The following is a 17,796-nucleotide window of genomic DNA, read 5'->3' on the forward strand; positions in this document are numbered from 1 at the left end:
AAAGTCCTTCTCGCAAAAGAACTTTCGCTGATTCGCGCCCCGATGCGCCTCAACACCGTGAGAAATGCGGGCTAGCGGTTGTGGATTGGCTGGATGAGCCAGGGATTCGGCCATGCATCAGATTCGCTGTCCTGTCGGCAAAGTTGGGATGCTGAGCGTCGCGCCGCGTAACCCAAGAGGAGTCAATAGGAAACCCTAGCTGACGAGAGGCTGACGCAGGCTGACGCAGAGGCCGAACTATATGTGCACGTTAGGCGAGGGTTTATGCGGTAGTGAAAAAGGGCTCGCGCGCATGACGGAGTACGACGACAAGCGGGATTGTTGAGACATTGCACCCGAAGAGAGTTGATCACTCCGGATCTCTGCTCGCGGGCGAGACGGGCCGACATCAAGAGCGAACTGATCCCAGTGGATCACGCAGCCGCCTCGACATCGAGGCTATCGTACGCGCTCGGCCTCCGCACACCGATCGCGCCGGTCATGTAGCCCAACAACGAAACTTAGGACGAGGATGACTGCGGGGCAGCGCGACCTTGCCTGCAACAAAGTAGCCAAGGCGACGGTTCGGGCAATTCCATCTACTCGTGTATGCGTCAGTGCTGGCCACCACCCGAGTCATTGGCCTGAGCGGGCGTGAGCAGTTGATCTTATAGACCTGGGCTCAGCTGGTCCCGAACCATCTCTGCCGAAGCAGATCAATTTCCCGAAGCCGCTGAGAGGGCACTCAAGCAGCACCAGGCTCGGAAGAAACAAGACGAACAATGGCGCAAACGTCAGAGGGACACACTCGAGAATGATCGGGAAGCGAGCCCGAAGCGAGATGTGGCGCAGGACCTGACCAATGAAAGAAGAAGAAACGTGGTGAGACAATAACGCCAATGAAGTCGGCGAGAAAAACCTATCCAACGTCGCCGAAGACTCGCGCTGCTCTATTGCTGGGCTAACGGCAAGGGATCTCATTCCCGGAGTCCAGAAGATGGTCAGGAAATCCGCCCGGAGCCTTGGTGCCTCAGCATCAGTATGCAGAATCGGATCGCCCCCAAAGACGAAATCTTTGTCCAACGCAGGCGGACCGCCAACGGGCCCGGTTTGGAGTTAGTGAAGGGAGCGGTAAACGAAAAAGGCCCTTAACGAGGATGGGCTTGGTGGCATCGCAATCGAGTTGGGAACTTGGGCGTGGGTACAATTGTGTCCGGTCGAATCTCGTCAGTTTCCTGAAAGCTAAGCTCCTTAACATGAGAACGTGGTCTCTTGACCACGGATGCCGCCGATGCGTCAACTGGTGACAAATCCAGCGAAAGCTCTGGCGGTTTTAAGCCCATGTTCTCAACCAATAGGAGAGCTGTATGGACAATCGGATCGACGGTGCTGGGCCTCCAGGGTCCCCAAGCTCCTACGAGTGGACGCAAGAAGATCGTGACCTATTTACTCAATGGATGAATGAAGCCGGGCCGTCCTCATCTAGCCAGCCAGAGGAGACGGTAGATGTCTCATGGGCCGCTCCTGAAATGTTTTCGCACGGCTCCCAGGCCGTCCCGTTCCCAATGATCGACAGACTGAACCGCCTCGGCCTCCTGCCAGACTCGGAGCAGCCGACGGTGAGCTACGAGATCCGAGGTCACCGCTATACGGCCGCGTTGGACCCGTCTCAGCGCGTACGCTTCATTCATAACCCACCGGACGCTCAAGTGCTGGGAGTCGGGCCGACGGGGGCGCCAGATTTCGGAGCGTTCTTCATTGAGACCCGACGCCATGGTAGGCCTCTGCCGGAGCAATGGGCCCCCCCGGCGCTTATTGAAAAGCTACGTGAACAGGGGCTGATGCCGACCGCAGACCACCCAACAACCATTTCGCTCAACGGCAACCTTTATAACGCCGAGCTCGTGGAGGGAGGGTTCGTTAGGCTTACACGTCAGGACTGAGCTCTGTGGTGGCTGAGCCGACTTGGCTGGGCGGGAGCAGTCCCGCCCAGCCGGCTTGGACTACCCAGACAATTCACAGTTCCTTACTGAACGGTCCGCATCCCCAGCACCCATTTTTGCGAATCCGCTGGCGAACATGAACGCTGTGGCAGTTGAGTGGCTGCGCAAGCTCATGGCGGTCCAGCGGGTTTCCTCAATACAGCGCCGGCCAACAGCGATGCGGCGCTAGCGCTCGCGATCGCTCTTGCTATCACGTGTGACCCGGTGAGCATGCTGAAGCGTCCGGAGCGGCAAGCGTGTCGAACATAAGACGTGAGAAGGTGATGCCAGCCCTGCTAGGAGCGAGTTCGATTTCATATCGCTCCGCCGAAGAGTGGAAGCGATAACATCTAATCGGCGGTTTCCGGAATATACCGTGACGCCCAGATTCGCTGGACCTGACGCGTACTCCCCGACTGGGCTGAGTCGGCGACCATTAGATGCAGAATCGTGTTCGGGCGGATAGGGAACTCACAGTCCACCGGCGGCATCGATCTCGGCACGTTCGTGATCAGCGGCTTGACCGTGTTGACGTGTCACGAGGCGGCAGCCTAACGCGTTTGAGCTGGGCGAATACGTCCATTCCATCTTTGAGCCATAACGAATGGAAGGAGAAACTCGTGATGAGCACCAAAAGCGCCCCGCGCGCTAGCCGGTGGTGCCGAGCGCAAGTACTAACGTGACGTCGGAGGTCTCGTGTCCTTAAGACGGCAATGCCAGTGACCTGACAATTGCCTTGCAAATCGAAAATCAAACGAGATGCCCACGCAATCACGAGGGCGAGGGAGGTGAAAGCCGAGGTGCCCGGACGGGGATGGATGATGTTCTGGTCCAGAGCCGGGATCGTAAAGACGCCAAGCGCCTGCTGCGCAAGCTGCTGAAGAACAGTGCGATGTCCTCGCGCGCGTCATCATCACGGAGCTTGGGTCATATGGCGCTGCTCGCAAGGTCCTTCCTCATGCTCTGCGTAACACCTGCGCCCGTCAGCTTGTGATCAGCTTGTCTGAGTAACATTCGCAGCACCGCCTAGGCAGCCCGACGCACTCTGGAGAGACTTACGTCGAAGGGAACGCAAACCGCCATGGATAATCGAATTAGTGGCTCATCCACACGCGCCAGCCAACCTGACGAACCGAGGCACTCGGTGGACAGCGACAGCTTTACCGAAACACTTGCGGGCCTGCCGTCCCGAGCGGCGCCGGATCCCCATGCTGGTTTGTCATTGGCGCCAACACAGCCGTGCTCGCTCGTTTCCCAACCTCGTATCGTGGAGCTCGAAACGTCTTCATTCGCCTGGGAGTTGCCCGACAAAATGGGGCTCTGCGCCAGTAAGCCACATACCTCGGATGCAGATTTTCACAGTTCAACCTCTTCCAGCTCCACTACATCCCCTCCACCCAGGCCGCTGTTTGAATACAGGACGGTCGAATTGCCTCAGGCGAATGTAGACGGCATCTGCGTTGGGCTGACTGCGGAGTGGCTCCGCAATCTGAGTAGCAGCCCGTCAGCCCGAATGGATGCGCTCATACCGGGATCAGAAGGGCACCACTCAGCGGCTGAGCGGCAGCAGCAGTATCAGGACCTCAAGGATCGGTTGCGAAGTGAGGGAGCAGGAGCTTCTCAGGCCGACCTTGAGGCACAGAACACCATTTTGCGGGAAGCAGGCCTGGCACCGTCCGGAAGAGAGAAGAAATACGGATTTGGCGAGCCCTCGAGGTTCTCGCTCGTGCTGGACAAAATTACCGACGACGGATCGAAGTATTTGCTGAGTTTGTATTTCGCCGAAGGCGGCGCACACACAGTTGCGACGTCGGCGTCGAATGGAACAACCACGCTCTTCGACCCTAACTATGGAGAATTTACTGTTCCATCAGACCAGATGGGGTCATTGTTCCAAAGCCTCGCCAATCGTTACAGGAATCCTCCCAACGGGCGGCATTTATCGACAGTCACCACACAAAAGATGTACTGAGTCGGGCCTGAAGGCCGCTGGCGACTAATGCCTTCTCGTGGCGAACGAGTCGGTCGTGCTGACATTGGCTATTCCGGCTGTTGTCCCCTTGGGGCCGTCGTGGCCGCCTCAAGGTGGTCGAGGATGTCCCGGATCTCGGCCGCCAAAGATGCTCCAAGCGGGGTCAACCTGACCAGTCGGCTCCTACTTCTGATGCGAGGTGTTCCGCGAGACTGCTGACGGAGCGGGCGACACGGGATGTCTCGTGGAGGACGATTGGCGATCGAGTTGAACGAGGCCCTGCACATCAGAATGTGCGCTCCGTGAACGTCGGACGCCACAGGTGTTCAGCAGCATCTCAAGCCGGGTATCCGTGTTGCGACCGATGCCGGATCACCGGCTAATGCGCCTGTCATCGCCGGCAGGTCGCCGACATAGCGATCGATCACGCGAAGCCGTCAGGGCGATGGCCGACTGGTTGGTCGTAACGGAATAGAGGTTACACGTCGGACCTCCTTAAAGATGCGCGCTTGCATCGTCTGAACAGCCGGGCGGACGCCGCTGCAACCGAATGAAACCACGATAAAGCCGTGGCTCAACCTAGCTACCCCACCAAAGTCCGCGGCCGGCAAGTTCTGCATCGCCTTGAAATCAGCAAGCGAGGGCCGCATCATCGAGGCCGGAAAGCTGTGAAACGGTGTTGTGATGGTGGGCCGCGGCAATATCAAGGGTAGGGCTGTAATTCTTCTAAAGAACCCGAGATCTCGGCTCGCTCGCGTAACAAGGTATGGCACCTTAGCCGCGAAGCGGAATAAGCATAGCCGTAGAAAAGGCCAGCCGCGGGGAAAATGCGCTGCCCCTCGCCTTGCAAAGCGTGAGCACCGCGCCCCCTCTGCGTCAGCTTATTGTCAGCTCGCGCGCCTATCACTGTCCACAGGACTCGAGCAGGCCAGTACGGTGCAACTTTTGCGATAGGAGACCAAACGTCGTGTATAACAGAATCACTGGTTCTTCCAGCCAATTTCCAAGCGCGAGCCAAGCCGATGAATCGGAGCTGTCAGCAGATGGCGGGAGGTTTACCGAAACGCTTGCAGACACGGCGCCTGGTTCCTCCTCGGGGGTGGCACGGCCGTACTCCCTCGTTTCAGAACCTCCCATCGATGAGATCGACAGGGAGTCGTTCAGGCAAGAACTGAGAAATTTCTATGGTAACGACATCAAGCACATAGCCGATAATCCGCAAGAGTACTCGGATTTCGTTTCCGAAAAAGCTGAGCGCACAGCGATGGTCGCCAGAGCCGGATCCACCGTACAGGATTCGGACCAGGCGCGATATTTCAGCTATCAATTGGGTGACAAGAGTGTCGGGCTTCTAAAAACCGAAGGTCGACGTCGCATGGGAGGAGAGGCGTGGGAGCAGCACTTTCCTGGGCGGAAACACGTCTCGTCCGTTGTCGATCTCCGGGTTACTCATCCGCTCGTTGAGAACGCAGGCGATGTTCTGCTGGAACACCAACTTCGGCTTGACGGTAAGCGGGCGTTGGTCATGTCGCGTCCTGCCACGGATGAGGTGAAGCCCCGTCTAGAGCAGATGGGTTTTGTTCGTGTTGGTGACAATGAAGATGACAATGAATATGTGCTTGACCCTAGGCAGCATCCCGACAAGTGGACGCTGAACGAGGAGGGAAAATGGCAGCGGGTGGACAAGCCTCGCCTATATCTCTCCAAAGCTGAGAGTAGCGATGAGGAAAACGAAGGAAGTGTCGAGGAATATTCGGGCGAAGAATACATCGAAACGGATTCGTCTGGGGACGATCCTTCTTGGTACTTCGACCGGCTCAATTTAGGCCCGGGGACCGGCTAGCAGAAGTCGCGCCGGGTGCAGCTTGACTTCTCATACCGGCATGCACCGGGGCCAAAGCGACGCTGCAACGGGAGCACCCGGCACGCGCGGGTGTGCTCTCGTTGCGGCGCGCGAGCAGAAATAAATTAGAAGCGGCGGCGGTTCCCGAATTCGCAGGCAGAGCAACTTCTTTGAATTGCTAGTCAGCTGCTCTGAGCTGCCTTTTGGGTCATTGGCAATTCTCTGGGATTTGAACGCTCCACAAGCATCGTGCGCAGCGCCGACGAAGTGGCCAAACGATTCTTGATGCTTATCGTGATTGATCATCAAGTTGTTTTCATCGTCTTTGAATGGCGTATTCAAGCTGGCGTTTAGTGGCAACCGGGAGCTTTTGTGTAAGCAGCATCCTACACGCGCGGTCACGAAGTGATCTGAGACTGGTACAGCTGTCCTGGTTGGCGCATGTCGAATCATATGATGAGCCGATTGGGCCAGTTGCGTGATTCTTGCAGGGCGCTTGGCGGGACGATCTATTGAGGTGTGCCCCCCTGACCGAGCAACGGGCCAAGCCGAATGTCGCGGTCGCCTATGCGATCTGCGCTTCAATGACATTAAGCCGGCGCGCTATGGACTTCCGCCTGACGATCATCGACGAAGACGGCAGGCACAGACCATGGCCCATTGTGGTGGTGCGGAAGGGTATCTGAGGAGCAAGCGATGGAAGCAGTCTGGCTCTATATCGATGAAAAAACACCCGCGCGTGATGGGAGCCACATCGGCCGTTCGCGGGATAACCCCAATCAGTGTCTCAAAGAGCATGATGGTGAAGTGTCGCCTGGCATACCCCGTTCTTGGCAGCAGCGATGATGAGAGATCAGTCGATAGAAAGTCGCACAGCGAACTGCCTTCTGAAGGCCTGGGCCGATTTGAGACTCATGGTGCAAGATGGCGAGATGCTTGGTGAACGTGCGAAAGCTTCTTCGCCGTGATCGATCTCGCCACGATTGGCAATCAGAATCCTAAATTTGATGACCTTGACCAGCACGGGGTCAAGCTTTGAAACGGTGGCCTATTACGTGGGCCTTGACGCGGCTCACTCCGTAGCCTGGCCGTGACTTTAGTGGAAGAGGAGCCGTTTCCGACGGTGCGCGGCCGACAGATCCCTAGGCTCGTCGCGAGGCGAGCCCTCGGTCGCAGCTTCGCGGCATGCTGCGGGAACGATTAGGGATGTGGTGAGGTAGAAAAGCAAAGGTCTGGTGCTGAAACCAAAATTGCAGGTTAGAAAGCATCCTTTGGAAAGCTTGTCCGGGCCTCGCAGTGGAGGTGCTTTACCGGCTCAAGGAAAACCGAGCGCCCGGTTGCCGGCATTGGAAGCGGAAGAAGAGAGATGATCTACATCTACGGTTTGCTCAGCAGTTTGTTCGAATTTCAGCAGACAATGCACGGGCGAGCATGGCACTCGGACGCTGCGCAGCAGCGCTGGCTGGAGGCGACGAGGGAGCCAGAGAACAAGGTGGTCTACGTCGATTTCAAAGGCATTCGCGAGGCAAAGGAGGGGACGTGAGAGCACAAGTTCTTGAAAAACTGGAGGCCGGCCGCGTGCGATACGGCGAATTTGCTAGCGCGCCGGGATCAGGTCCTTGCGGCCTGTTTTTTGTTCAGGGGCCTTGTGGCTGCAAACTCAGGATAGTCGGATTTGTTCGCCCAGGGTGGGAGCATGTCTCCATCTCGACGCCTAGACGTTGTCCGAACTGGGAAGAGATGTGCTTCGTCAAAGACCTGTTTTGGGATGAAGAGGAGTGCGTGATGCAGCTGCACCCACCTCATTCGCAATACGTGAATAACAGCCGGTATTGCCTGCATCTCTGGAAGCCGACTCGTCAAGAAATTCCGATGCCACCAACGAGCTTTGTCGGCCTCGTCGGGCTCGGGCCATCGGAAGCGGCAATCCTATTTGAACGGATGAGAGCGCTGTTGTGAAAGCCCCGTCGCCGAAGGTGTAGCGATGCCCGCAGGCGTGCGTGAGCATGTCCAGACATCTTCGGCATGACGAGCAAAGCTCGTAGCTGCGCCGATGAGAAAAGGCAAAGCAAAATCCGCTCCGAGCGACGCTCGTCAGACTGACGTCAGGTACGTTGCTTAAGTGTTGAGCCGCCAATCGGCAGTAAGCACTTATCACCCACCGAAACGAATATGTCTGGCTCTATGGAGAATATGGTACGGCTCGATTGGGTGCCGTGCTGGTTGCGATCGGCGTGTGACATAGCCGCCTTGTGCTGCGTCGCCTGCCTCTTGATGATGGCCCTTACCGTCATAAGTCTCATTGGTTGCCTATTGCTGCTGGTTCAGGTGAGGCGGCGTTTTTGGCCAGTGCAGCTGGAGAAATCCGTTGACGCGAGGCGAACCAAACCGCTTTCAAGCCAAAGCTGAAGACATTCCCGCCATGGAACTCGGCGATTGCCCACATGCGAGAAGGAGACAATGGCCGTGGGCGCACTTGGTTGCGCGAGGTCTTCTTCCTGAGAGAGGCGCGTGAGACCTTCTACGAGCATCTCGGAACGGAAGAGAGTTGAAAAGGGGCCCATGCTTCAACGCTGCGTAGGAGGGCACGAAATCACTCGGCATGCTCTCAGTGCCGTGCCCACCTTTGGGCATTGCGCTAGAAAATCGAGAATGCGCGCGAGCCGCGGCGGTCTCGAGGGCAACCGGAACAGTGCACCTATCAACGCAAGCTAGGGATTTGGCCGTAAAACAGCCAGACCTCAATCTACTGGCGGCCTAATTGGTATCCGTCCGGTGAGGCTTTCAATTACCCATAACTTTGACCACTCGGGTTGATCCGCTGATCGGCGAAATCTTGAATCGAAAGAATCACTTGTGATTCCTTTCTGAGCACCTGATTCGCGAGAGGGTGCTTTATGGGGCTGAGACTAAGGGATCGATCGGCAAAAGGCTGTTTGCGGTCTTTGGAAGGTGAATGTTGGATTGATCGAGAGAGTAGTGGATGCGAGTTTAGGGACGCGCGGCTCGGCGACAGATTCCGCAAACTGCTCACGCAGATTGGAAGCGCCATGGGACAAAGCATTCCGCTCGTCTGCCAGGATTGGGCGAATACCAAGGCAGCCTACCGCTTCTTCTCCAATGACCGGGTCAGCGAAGCGGACATTCTGGCCGGCCATTTCCAATCGACACGTGATCGTGCCGCTGCCACTGAAGGTCTCGTTCTTGTGAATTGCCCATCCATGGAAAGCTGGATGAGGCATTTATTCGATTGTACATGGACGTCGCGCTCCTATCTGCGAAAGCTGTATTGAGTGTCAACCTGCTAAGGCCGAGCGGGGCTTGATAGCCAGCTTTCCTGACGAAAAGCTGACTGCAGGTTGTCGGGCGTCTTGCAAGTCAGGTTGTACCGTAAGCGTATGCTACGGCTGTTCTGCCAGCGCACGTCGTTCGTGCGAAAGCTGTTGGAGGCTGGAGTTCCCGCTGTCTGCTTTCCCGGCAAGTGCGAGCGATAGGCCAAGATTGTTGCGCAACATCTGATTGCCTGGGGCGGCTGCGAGAGCCTGCCGATATAGCGCTTGGGCCTCATCATGGCGCCCCTCGGCGTCGAGGACCACCCCCTTTGCGTTCAGGGCACGCAAGTCACCAGGGGCTGTAAGCAAGATCTTGTCGGCTACCTTAAGCGCCTCACCCGCGCGTTTCTGTGCCAGAAGGGTCTGCGTAAGTGAGATTGCCGCATCGACATTGTCTGGTTCTTGCTTCAGAGCCTCGCGCAAACTCTCCTCGTCGGTAACCCGGAGGAGGGCGTGCGCAATGCGCTCGCGCATAGCAGGATCGATGTCCTTGGCGCCGAGCAACTCTGGCCGCGGCGTCGCTTGTACTGAGATGGCTGGGTGATCCGAGCTGGTGCAACCTCCAACCACAAGAATCGCGAACAAGGCGAGGAGAGTTAAGCCCGAGGGCGGATGGAACGCATACCATCGAGCAGCGGATGTTCTCGCAGGTGAATTCATGCTGTCCATTGTCACGACCGACTGCTGTGCGCTGTTAGCCGGCTGTGGCGAGCTGGCTGCGTTGGTCTCCTGCCGGAGCTTTTTCCTTGGGACCTGTAAGCTTGAGCGAGCCCACCGGCTGGACCGTGAAATCGGAGGCGAGATCCTGATAGGACAGAACAGGAAGATCGATCCCGTTGCGGGTGAGAAAGCCGCGGACGAAGCGCCGGATATCCAGCGAACTCAGGATGACGGGCTGGCTCTGACCTGGTGGCATGCCTGAATGAATCTGACGCAGTTGCGACAACAACATCTCGCTCTGCCGGTCCTCCAGCGCGAGGTATGGCCCGACGGCAGTTTCTCGCACCGCACTGCGAATCACATCCTCAGTTTCACGTTCGATGATAAAGGCGGGCAGAACACGGTGAGCGTTGGCGTAGCGATAGCAGATTTGCCGTTTCAGGCCGGAGCGGACGTATTCGGTGAGCAGGACAGCGTTTTGCTCGCGTTCGCTCCATTCGGCGAACGCTTCCAAGACCAGGCGGGTGTTACGAATCGGGATGCCCTCGTCGAGCAGACGACGCAGGACCTCGGCGATCCGGGGAACTGGAGTCGTTCGTAGCACTTCCTTCACCAGATCAGTATATTCCTGCTCCATCCGGGCGAGCAATTGTCGCGTCTCTTGAATGCCGACCAAGCGCTGCGCATATCGCCTTAGTACGGAACTGACGCGCAAGGCGATGATTTCGCTCGGACGGTGATGCCCGATCCCGGCCGCTTTGAGAGCCGGTGCATGGCTCTGTTCGATCCAGATCCGGCCAGTATCTGGATCTTGCCGATACGGGATGCCGCTCAATTCAATGTTCGCTCGGTCGTCGGTGAGGGCGAGCTGCGTCGGGTCGACTCGATCCCGTTCAACCGGTACCCCTTCCACATCCAGCCTGAACTCGGACTGGGCCAAACGTGGATCCACCTGGACTGGAATGCGGGGAATCGTGATGCCAAGATCGGCTGAGACCAATGCCGAAATGCGCGCGATGTGCTGCCCAACTTCCTCTTTGTCAATCGCATTTATCAGGTTCGGCGCAACGAATAGCGCGACCGGAAGCGCCTCCGCAGGTATGGTTTGCTTTTGAGCCTGCGCTGGACTCGTAGTCGGAGCACTAACGTTGGCGGCCGTCTTAGAGCCGGTGTTCGCGCCTTGCACACCGCCCTTGACATAGCTCACCCCGGCAAAAACTGCAGCCAGCATGAGAAACGGGGGCAAGGGGAAACCAGGTATCAGCCCCATGAGAAGTAAGACGCCGGCTGCCAGCCGCAATGCCGGGGTACTGGCCGTGAGTTGGTTGATGATATCGGCACCAAGCTTGAGCTTGGAGGGCCCATTTACACGTGTGACGATGGTTGCAGCCGTAACCGACAGCAGGAGCGCCGGAATCTGAGAAATCAGCGCGTCGCCGATGGTGAGCAGCGTATATTGATGCAACGCCTCATCAATGGACATGCCCTTCGAGAGCAGTCCGATGCTAATTCCTCCGAGCATGTTGATGCAGATGACTATGAGTCCGGCGATGGCATCGCCTTTGACGAACTTCATGGCGCCATCCATCGCACCATGAAGTTGACTTTCCCGCTCCAGTGAGGCTCGCCGGCTGCGTGCGTCGTGCTGATCGATATGACCGTTGCGTAGCTCCGCGTCGATAGCCATCTGCTTGCCTGGCAGTGCGTCGAGGGTGAATCGTGCGGAGACTTCAGCGACGCGCTCGGCTCCCTTCGCGAGAACCATGAACTGCACCATGGTCACGATCAGAAATATAACAATGCCGACAGCGATGTTCCCCGATATCACGAACTCACCGAAGGTGTGAATGATGCTGCCGGCGTCTCCTTCAGCGAGGATCAGCCGCGTTGTCGCGATGGTCAGCGCCAGACGAAAGACGGTAGAGATCAGGATGACGCCCGGCAAGGATGAAAAATCCAGTGGCGTACTGAGATAGAGAGCAACCATCAGCAACAGAACGGCAAAACCCAGATTGAAGCCGATCAGCATATCGATCACGACGATCGGGATCGGCATGATCATCATTCCGATTGCCAGAAGCAGCATGAACGCGACCATGAAGTCCGCGTGGAATGGCGCGCGCACGATAAGCTTACGAAGAAGGTGTGCCATGAAGAGCCTTCTTATTGTTGTTCCGTTGGCGCTGTCCTGCCACGCAAGGATACATAATCTTTGAAGACCGCCCGCGCCTCGTCCATACGGCCGGCGCGTCGTAGCGCGTGACTGCGCAGAAGCGTCAAGGGCAGACGCGAAGAGGGCTCCTCATCAAGCATGTCGAGTCTATCCAGCACATTAAGTGCTTCATCGCCAAAGCCCTCCGAGATGAGAGCATAGGTAAGAATGCGAAGCAGGTCGACGTCTTGCGAATCCTCATGGGTAAAGAGCCGCAACAGAGCGAGAGCTCGTGCGCTCTGTCCACACGCAAGGTGGACGAAGGATATTGCGCAGACCAAATCGCGCTCTTGCCCGGAGATTGGCAAGACATCGCCGGTTTTGATAGCTTCGGCCGGCGAGGGTGGACTGGCGAGGTGCGATCCGCCCGAATTGACCATGCTAGCCCTTGATCAAGCTGTTCTGGTTCTGCCGGAGCAGGATCAGCCGGCGGAGCTCCTGCTGCAGTGCGTCGATCCCTTCGCGCGCCACCGAGTTCTCCGCTCCGGCCCATAGCCGGTCGGCCAAGCGCTCCAGGAGAACACCGTGCTTCTCTGCTCGCAGCACGTCCGGATCACGCAGGCGTGGTGTGACGAAGGAGAGCAGACCTGTCGCGAGATTGCGGCCATAAAGTGAAGCGAGTGCCGCACGGGGGTCGATCTCAGCGATCGGGACGCGCCTCTCGTTGAGACTGACACGCGAGACGGCATCGATATCGTCGACCTCAAGCGAGGCCTCGATTGACAGATCGGGAGCCTCAGTATCCGGCCAAATCGACCCGTGCCTGTTCTCGCCGCCGCCATCAGTGCGATCGATCTCTAAATGATGGACTTGAGGGAGGGCCGGCTTGTTCGCTGGCTCATGGTCTTGGGTGTTGAGCCTTTGCGAAGAGGTGCCAAATCCGACAGGATGCTGCGGCAGCTTGGTCATGACATTCTCCTTTCCTGCGGTACTGGAGCTCTAATAGGGGAGAGCAGCAAGTCGTCCATTCCGGCTAAGCAGTACGCGTCCCGCCTCGATTCGATCCACCGTCCATCCATCATTCAACAGCGCCCCCACGAAGTATTTTTGGCCGCCAATAAGAAGATAGGGGTGGGCTCCGCGCCACACCGCCTGGACAGCTATTGAGGAGGGGGGCTTATCCTCCTTTACGATCACCCCGTTTACGAGTGTCAGCGAGCCGTTCGTATGCTGATCGAACCAGCGCTGAACCTCCTGCCACCTAGTGACTAACGCAGGCGTAACGGTGCCCTCCGCGCTGACTACACCTGGTCCAGGCGCGATTTTGATATTGAGAAGTCCCGCTTTGTTCACCTCCTCTTGCAGCAGTTCGGCGGCTGCATCGAGGGGGCGATCATCAGGACCGTTGAGCGTCAGCTTGGCTGGAAGTGGGGCGCCAGGGGGCGCATCGGGGCTCACTGCAGCACTGCCGTCAAACAGGAAGCTGATTGCGAGAGTGGCGATCCCGACAGAGCTCAGCAAGACCAACGAGACTGCGATTATCGAAAGACGCGATAGGCCGATTGATCCTCGTGCCGAATCCTGTGTGCAACGAATGGACATCGTGCCCGCATGAATGACAGCAGGAAGAGAAATAACAACCCGCTTGCCTACGGCAATATCTCCCTTTCCCTCTATGCTGACTCCGGCTGTTAGGGCCTCGATCTCAATCGAACCGTGCAGGGGGGTGAGACGGAAGTGATTGGGCTCGAGCCCCTGTTCGACGAAGACGATATCAGCATCGAGGCCACTTCCGATAAGACTCGTTCCGACCGGCGCTTCACCACTCACCCCAGAATAAGGCCCTGATAGCACTTCGAAATGAACGGAAGCCGGTTCATTCACGGAGATTCTCCTGAGAAACGAGAGAAGCCGTACGGCGTTGCCGTACGGCTGGTTCCGAGTTCGTCAAGCTATGGAGCCGCACGCGAAAAGAGTCGGCCGTGAGCCTCCCTCTTGCAGCGCTAGCTAACGCGCTCGTCGGCAACCTTCTTTTCGGACGAGAGCTCGGTCGTAATTCTGCGCATCACGATGCTGTTGGCCTGAGCCTGTTTGCTGACACGCTCCAGCTCGGCGAGCTGCGCTGCGAAATCGCCGGCCCCGGTAGCACCGGCTTGCTGATTCGCCGCGAGTTCAGATCCGGCGGGGGAACCACCAACGGGAGAAACCATATCGAGTCACCTTTCTGTTTGGAAGTTACTGTTACTGATCACCTGCCTCACGCCGCAGCTGGCGTGACGAGGGCAGGAAATGCAATCATGACATGTGCGCTTGGCGCGTCATTCGAGAGAGTCAATTCGCCGTTGCCGTGGTTGAACTGCGGCTTGCTTCCTGCGGCAGGGCCATTGTCCTTGGCGACCTTGTCATCATCAACCTTCTCCGGCTCCAATTTGTGAATAACCTTCTCGAAAGCTTTGTCGAGTACCCCACCGACAGCGGCGCCAATCGCCGCGCCCGGCGGTCCACCGAGGTATCCACCAGCCGCGCTTCCGATCATTTCTCCAATCATCGCATTCTCCTATCTTCATCTCCATTACGGTCAATAGACGACTCCTCGCCTAGAGATCAGCGCTGACATCCTAGGAGCATTACCTTTCAAGAAGCTGACGAGCCTTCGAAAGGCCGAGGAATGAGTCGATGTCGCCAAATTTATCTTTCATCGGAAAATGTGTCGGTACTCTCGCTTCAGCCGATGTTGTCGCGCAAGACGCCGTACGTCTTGCACTTCAAAGCTTGAGCGGTTGCAACTCGTTGCTGGCGTATGAGCTGTGCCAGCTGTCGGTCCAACGAGCATGGTTCCGAGCAGCTCGACTGCAAAGCTGGATCGCCTGGTGCTCATGAAGCGCCGTGCACAACGTCCTTAAGATATCTGCCGTGGCGCTTGCCTCGAGCAATCAAGTGGTAGACAAATCGACTGCGGCGTACGTGTGCAAGTGCCTGGTCTCAAGACTCGAGCGAAATCAGTTTCGAAGCGATGTCTGTACCGAACATGGCCGTCCGAGGCGCCTAAAGACCGCCTCGAGCATTCACGCGAGAGGCTCGGCCGAAGTTCTTCAGAGATCGTGGATGCTCGCCCTCCGCGCGTCCCAAGATGTCGTGTTCCGCCGCCCATCATGAAGAGCGTTTCGTTGCGGTCGCAAGCTCTCAGCGTTAGTTCAGGCGATACGCAAGCGGATGTGCTGGTGGACGATCATCCTATCGTCAGCTTTTAGACAGGTACTCCGGATACATTTCCTGCGACTTGGTTACGCTCGACGTGAGAGTCCCGAATTGCCATGCGGCAAGGGGTTAAGAGAAGTGGTCCGCCGATCAAGACTGTTGTCACCCGCAACAAGAAACGCGAGAGCGCGTGCTGCTGGCCGTGGCGTGGGATTGGTTTTGAAGGGCCTTGGCGCAACGTGCCAAGTTGATTGTGCGGGTGGTCCTCACAGTCTGTCGCTGCCTTCAATGCAATAGGAGTGAATGAAAATGCCGTATCTTCCCGTAGTGGGCGGTTCCAATCCGGCGGTGGGGCTAGTGCCTGAAGGTGCGCCCGCCGTTCCAATGTTCAACGTGGTGTTGGGGCAGTACGCCGGCGCCGTCGGCGTCCCGGTGGGGGCCTACCAATACCTCCCGGTAAATACTTCGGCTCTCGTCGCACCCGCCGTCCTCAATCCGGCCTACGTTGCTCCAACCCTTCTCGCCCCGCCGCCGCCTCCCCAGTTCGCGTCGGTCGCCCAGAACCAGAGCTCGTCGTCCTCAATTGATCCGGTCTGGACGCATGAGGTTCATGACGGCAAGGCCACCATCCACCTTGGCGATAAATATACAATCACGGCGGACGAGAAGGATGGCACCTGGACCGTTCGGAACAATGAAACCGGCCATGTCTCGAAGATTCATGGCGATCCGCATGTCGATGCTAATGGGGACGGCAAGGACGATTTCGACTTCAAGAAGGGCATGACCCTGCAACTCGACGATGGCACGAAGATCACCGTGGATACGGCCGACTACGGCAACGGCAAGAGCATTTCGTCCAAGCTCACCATCACGAATGGTAGCAACGCCATGGTTGTCGAGGGGCTCGGTGACGACAAGGATGGTGCCAACAATCTGAAGGTGACGCAGTCCAACGCCGGCCTCACTCTCGATGAGCTGACACCCGATGGTTCACAAACGATCCATGAGCAAGGTCAGGGTTGGGTCGACGGCGCCGGGCGCGAGGTGGATCAGGCCAGTATCGATGCTGGTGAAGCGGGGCGTGCGCCGGGCAGCGGCTCCCAGTCCCAGTACACTCCTGCCTCGCTTGCTGCTCCGTTGTACTACTACACTCCAGTTTTTGTTCCTCCTCCGCCGCCTCCATCGATGATCCCAGTTGCGACGAACCAGAGCCCGCCACCTAAACCAGCTCCGATGTGGTCGCATGAGGTCCATGACGGCAAGGCAACGATTCACCTTGGCGAGAAGTATACAATCACCGCCGACGAGAAGGATGGTACCTGGACCGTTCGCAACAACGAAACCGGCCATGTCTCCAAGATTCATGGAGACCCTCATGTCGATGCTAATGGAGACGGCAAGGACGACTTTGATTTCAAGAAAGGCATGACCCTGCAACTCGACGATGGCACGAAGATCACCGTCGATACCGTCGACTACGGAAAGGGCAAAACCATTTCGTCCAAGCTCACCATCACGAACGGCGACAACGCCATGGTTGTCGAGGGGCTCGGTGACGACAAGGATGGTGCCAACAATCTGAAAGTGACGCAGTCCAATGCTGGCCGAACCCTCGATCAGCTGACATCGGATGGTGCACAGACGATATATGAGCATGGTCAAGGGTGGGTCGATAGATCCGGATGGGAGGTCAACCAGGCGAGCATCGACGCCAATGAGCAGGCCGCGGGGTGAGGCCGATCTGAGCGCAGTTCAAGAAAAGGGGAGCGGGCGCTGTCGCCCGCTCCCATTCTTCTCACCGCGGGCGCGCAGGGAAGCGCCTCGCTTGGCGCTATCTATGCATTAGCCGCGCTCTCACGTTTTCGATGATCGGGCTGTCATATCTCTGCCGCTAACAGTCGGCAACGAAGGCACGACACGGATGCGTGGGGGCGTCTCGCCTATAAGACACCTTTATGGCCTGCGGGTTTGTAGATGCGCGATTGGCCCAAGCGAGGCGAGTCCGTTCGACATACGAGCGAGATGTCTTGGGCTACCGAGAGACGGCTGACCGGAGTGGCCGGAGCGAGAAGAACCCTAAGGACTGTAACGCCAACTTACCGCAACCGATCTGAAAACCAGGAACCATTGAGGTGCGGATCGTTCAGCTGCGGAGAAGTTCCTCTCTTTCATCTCTTCTCACCGTTGTTTGGATGTGCCATTTACGGCTCGCTATTGCCGACTCGGCGGACCCGACTCAAACATCCTCTTCTGTATCGTCCATGGCAGAGTCGAAATCGGCCTGCGCGTCGTTGACAATTCGCATTGCGATCATGCCAAGAGCCATTTCGAAAGCTTTGCGTTGTTGCGTGGCCTGCGAGTTGGCGTCATCGCCCCCCTCGGTTCCGTCAACATTCGCGCCGTTATTGCTTCCCGTGGCTCCGATATCGGGTGCACCTGCGTTCATCTTCGTAACATCGCCTGTTGATAACCCATTCTCTGATGCTAGCAGCGTTAGCTTTCGAGAAGCTGACGAGGCTCAGGGCGCTTCATGATGAGCCATGGGAGACCGCATCGATGCTTCCGTCAGGTGCGGCGTCGGCGCTCTGCCGAAGAAAAGCTAGTACCCACTTTTCTTGGATCGTGAGTCGTGATTCAAGATATGGATGATACCCGAAGCAAGAGAAGTCCACCTT

At 57.5% G+C, this 17,796-nt stretch carries 15 protein-coding genes; 7 read left to right on the top strand and 8 right to left on the bottom strand.

Features of this window, described 5'->3' with window-relative positions:
- Positions 1-2,775: 2,775 nt before the first annotated feature.
- The 6 genes from AC5ZG5_RS43830 (at position 2,776) to AC5ZG5_RS43855 (ending at position 9,069) form a co-directional block, all read left to right on the top strand.
- The gene (locus AC5ZG5_RS43830; protein WP_456646828.1) at positions 2,776-2,955 is read left to right on the top strand and encodes a hypothetical protein; all 180 of its coding nucleotides are present in this window, start codon (positions 2,776-2,778) and stop codon (positions 2,953-2,955) included.
- Positions 2,956-3,105: 150 nt separating this feature from the next.
- Positions 3,106-3,933, top strand: coding sequence for a YopT-type cysteine protease domain-containing protein (locus AC5ZG5_RS43835; protein ID WP_456646829.1), 828 nt, complete (start codon positions 3,106-3,108; stop codon positions 3,931-3,933).
- A 967-nt stretch (positions 3,934-4,900) separates the two neighbouring features.
- A complete protein-coding gene (locus AC5ZG5_RS43840) occupies positions 4,901-5,776 on the top strand; it encodes a host specificity protein (RefSeq protein ID WP_456646830.1) in 876 nt (291 codons plus the stop codon).
- A 1,366-nt stretch (positions 5,777-7,142) separates the two neighbouring features.
- A complete protein-coding gene (locus AC5ZG5_RS43845) occupies positions 7,143-7,319 on the top strand; it encodes a hypothetical protein (RefSeq protein WP_456646831.1) in 177 nt (58 codons plus the stop codon).
- On the top strand, positions 7,316-7,735 hold the full coding sequence (locus AC5ZG5_RS43850) for a DUF7694 domain-containing protein (RefSeq protein ID WP_456646832.1): 420 nt from the start codon (positions 7,316-7,318) through the stop codon (positions 7,733-7,735). The genes AC5ZG5_RS43845 and AC5ZG5_RS43850 overlap by 4 nt, the downstream gene beginning before the upstream one ends.
- A gap of 938 nt (positions 7,736-8,673) precedes the next feature.
- Positions 8,674-9,069 (top strand): IS4/Tn5 family transposase DNA-binding protein, encoded by a 396-nt coding sequence (locus tag AC5ZG5_RS43855; RefSeq protein WP_456646833.1) that lies wholly within the window; start codon positions 8,674-8,676, stop codon positions 9,067-9,069.
- 108 nt (positions 9,070-9,177) lie between these two features.
- On the opposite strand, the gene AC5ZG5_RS43860 is transcribed toward AC5ZG5_RS43855, so the two are convergent.
- The 7 genes from AC5ZG5_RS43860 to AC5ZG5_RS43890 all read right to left on the bottom strand — a co-directional run bounded on the left by AC5ZG5_RS43860 (position 9,178) and on the right by AC5ZG5_RS43890 (position 14,456).
- Positions 9,178-9,612 carry a tetratricopeptide repeat protein gene (locus AC5ZG5_RS43860; RefSeq protein ID WP_456671297.1) on the bottom strand — a complete coding sequence of 145 codons (435 nt, stop codon included), beginning with the start codon at positions 9,610-9,612 and terminating at the stop codon, positions 9,178-9,180.
- Between the two features lie 190 nt (positions 9,613-9,802).
- The gene (sctV, locus tag AC5ZG5_RS43865) at positions 9,803-11,920 is read right to left on the bottom strand and encodes a type III secretion system export apparatus subunit SctV (protein WP_456646835.1); all 2,118 of its coding nucleotides are present in this window, start codon (positions 11,918-11,920) and stop codon (positions 9,803-9,805) included.
- Between the two features lie 11 nt (positions 11,921-11,931).
- Positions 11,932-12,360 (bottom strand): tetratricopeptide repeat protein, encoded by a 429-nt coding sequence (locus AC5ZG5_RS43870; protein WP_456646836.1) that lies wholly within the window; start codon positions 12,358-12,360, stop codon positions 11,932-11,934.
- A gap of 1 nt (position 12,361) precedes the next feature.
- On the bottom strand, positions 12,362-12,889 hold the full coding sequence (locus AC5ZG5_RS43875; RefSeq protein WP_028168940.1) for a hypothetical protein: 528 nt from the start codon (positions 12,887-12,889) through the stop codon (positions 12,362-12,364).
- 30 nt (positions 12,890-12,919) lie between these two features.
- Positions 12,920-13,804, bottom strand: coding sequence for a SctD/MshK family protein (locus AC5ZG5_RS43880; RefSeq protein WP_456646837.1), 885 nt, complete (start codon positions 13,802-13,804; stop codon positions 12,920-12,922).
- A gap of 119 nt (positions 13,805-13,923) precedes the next feature.
- Entirely contained in the window at positions 13,924-14,130 is a 207-nt protein-coding gene (locus AC5ZG5_RS43885) for a hypothetical protein (protein ID WP_456646838.1), read from the bottom strand.
- Between the two features lie 47 nt (positions 14,131-14,177).
- Positions 14,178-14,456 carry a hypothetical protein gene (locus AC5ZG5_RS43890; protein WP_456646839.1) on the bottom strand — a complete coding sequence of 93 codons (279 nt, stop codon included), beginning with the start codon at positions 14,454-14,456 and terminating at the stop codon, positions 14,178-14,180.
- A 971-nt stretch (positions 14,457-15,427) separates the two neighbouring features.
- On the opposite strand from AC5ZG5_RS43890, the gene AC5ZG5_RS43895 reads away from it, so the two are divergent.
- A complete protein-coding gene (locus tag AC5ZG5_RS43895) occupies positions 15,428-16,855 on the top strand; it encodes a DUF1521 domain-containing protein (protein ID WP_456646840.1) in 1,428 nt (475 codons plus the stop codon).
- 502 nt (positions 16,856-17,357) lie between these two features.
- Here the strand turns inward: AC5ZG5_RS43895 and AC5ZG5_RS43900 are convergent.
- Entirely contained in the window at positions 17,358-17,567 is a 210-nt protein-coding gene (locus AC5ZG5_RS43900) for a hypothetical protein (protein ID WP_456646841.1), read from the bottom strand.
- Between the last annotated feature and the right edge of the window lie 229 nt (positions 17,568-17,796).

The sequence above is a fragment of the Bradyrhizobium sp. Ses1 genome (assembly GCF_059512365.1).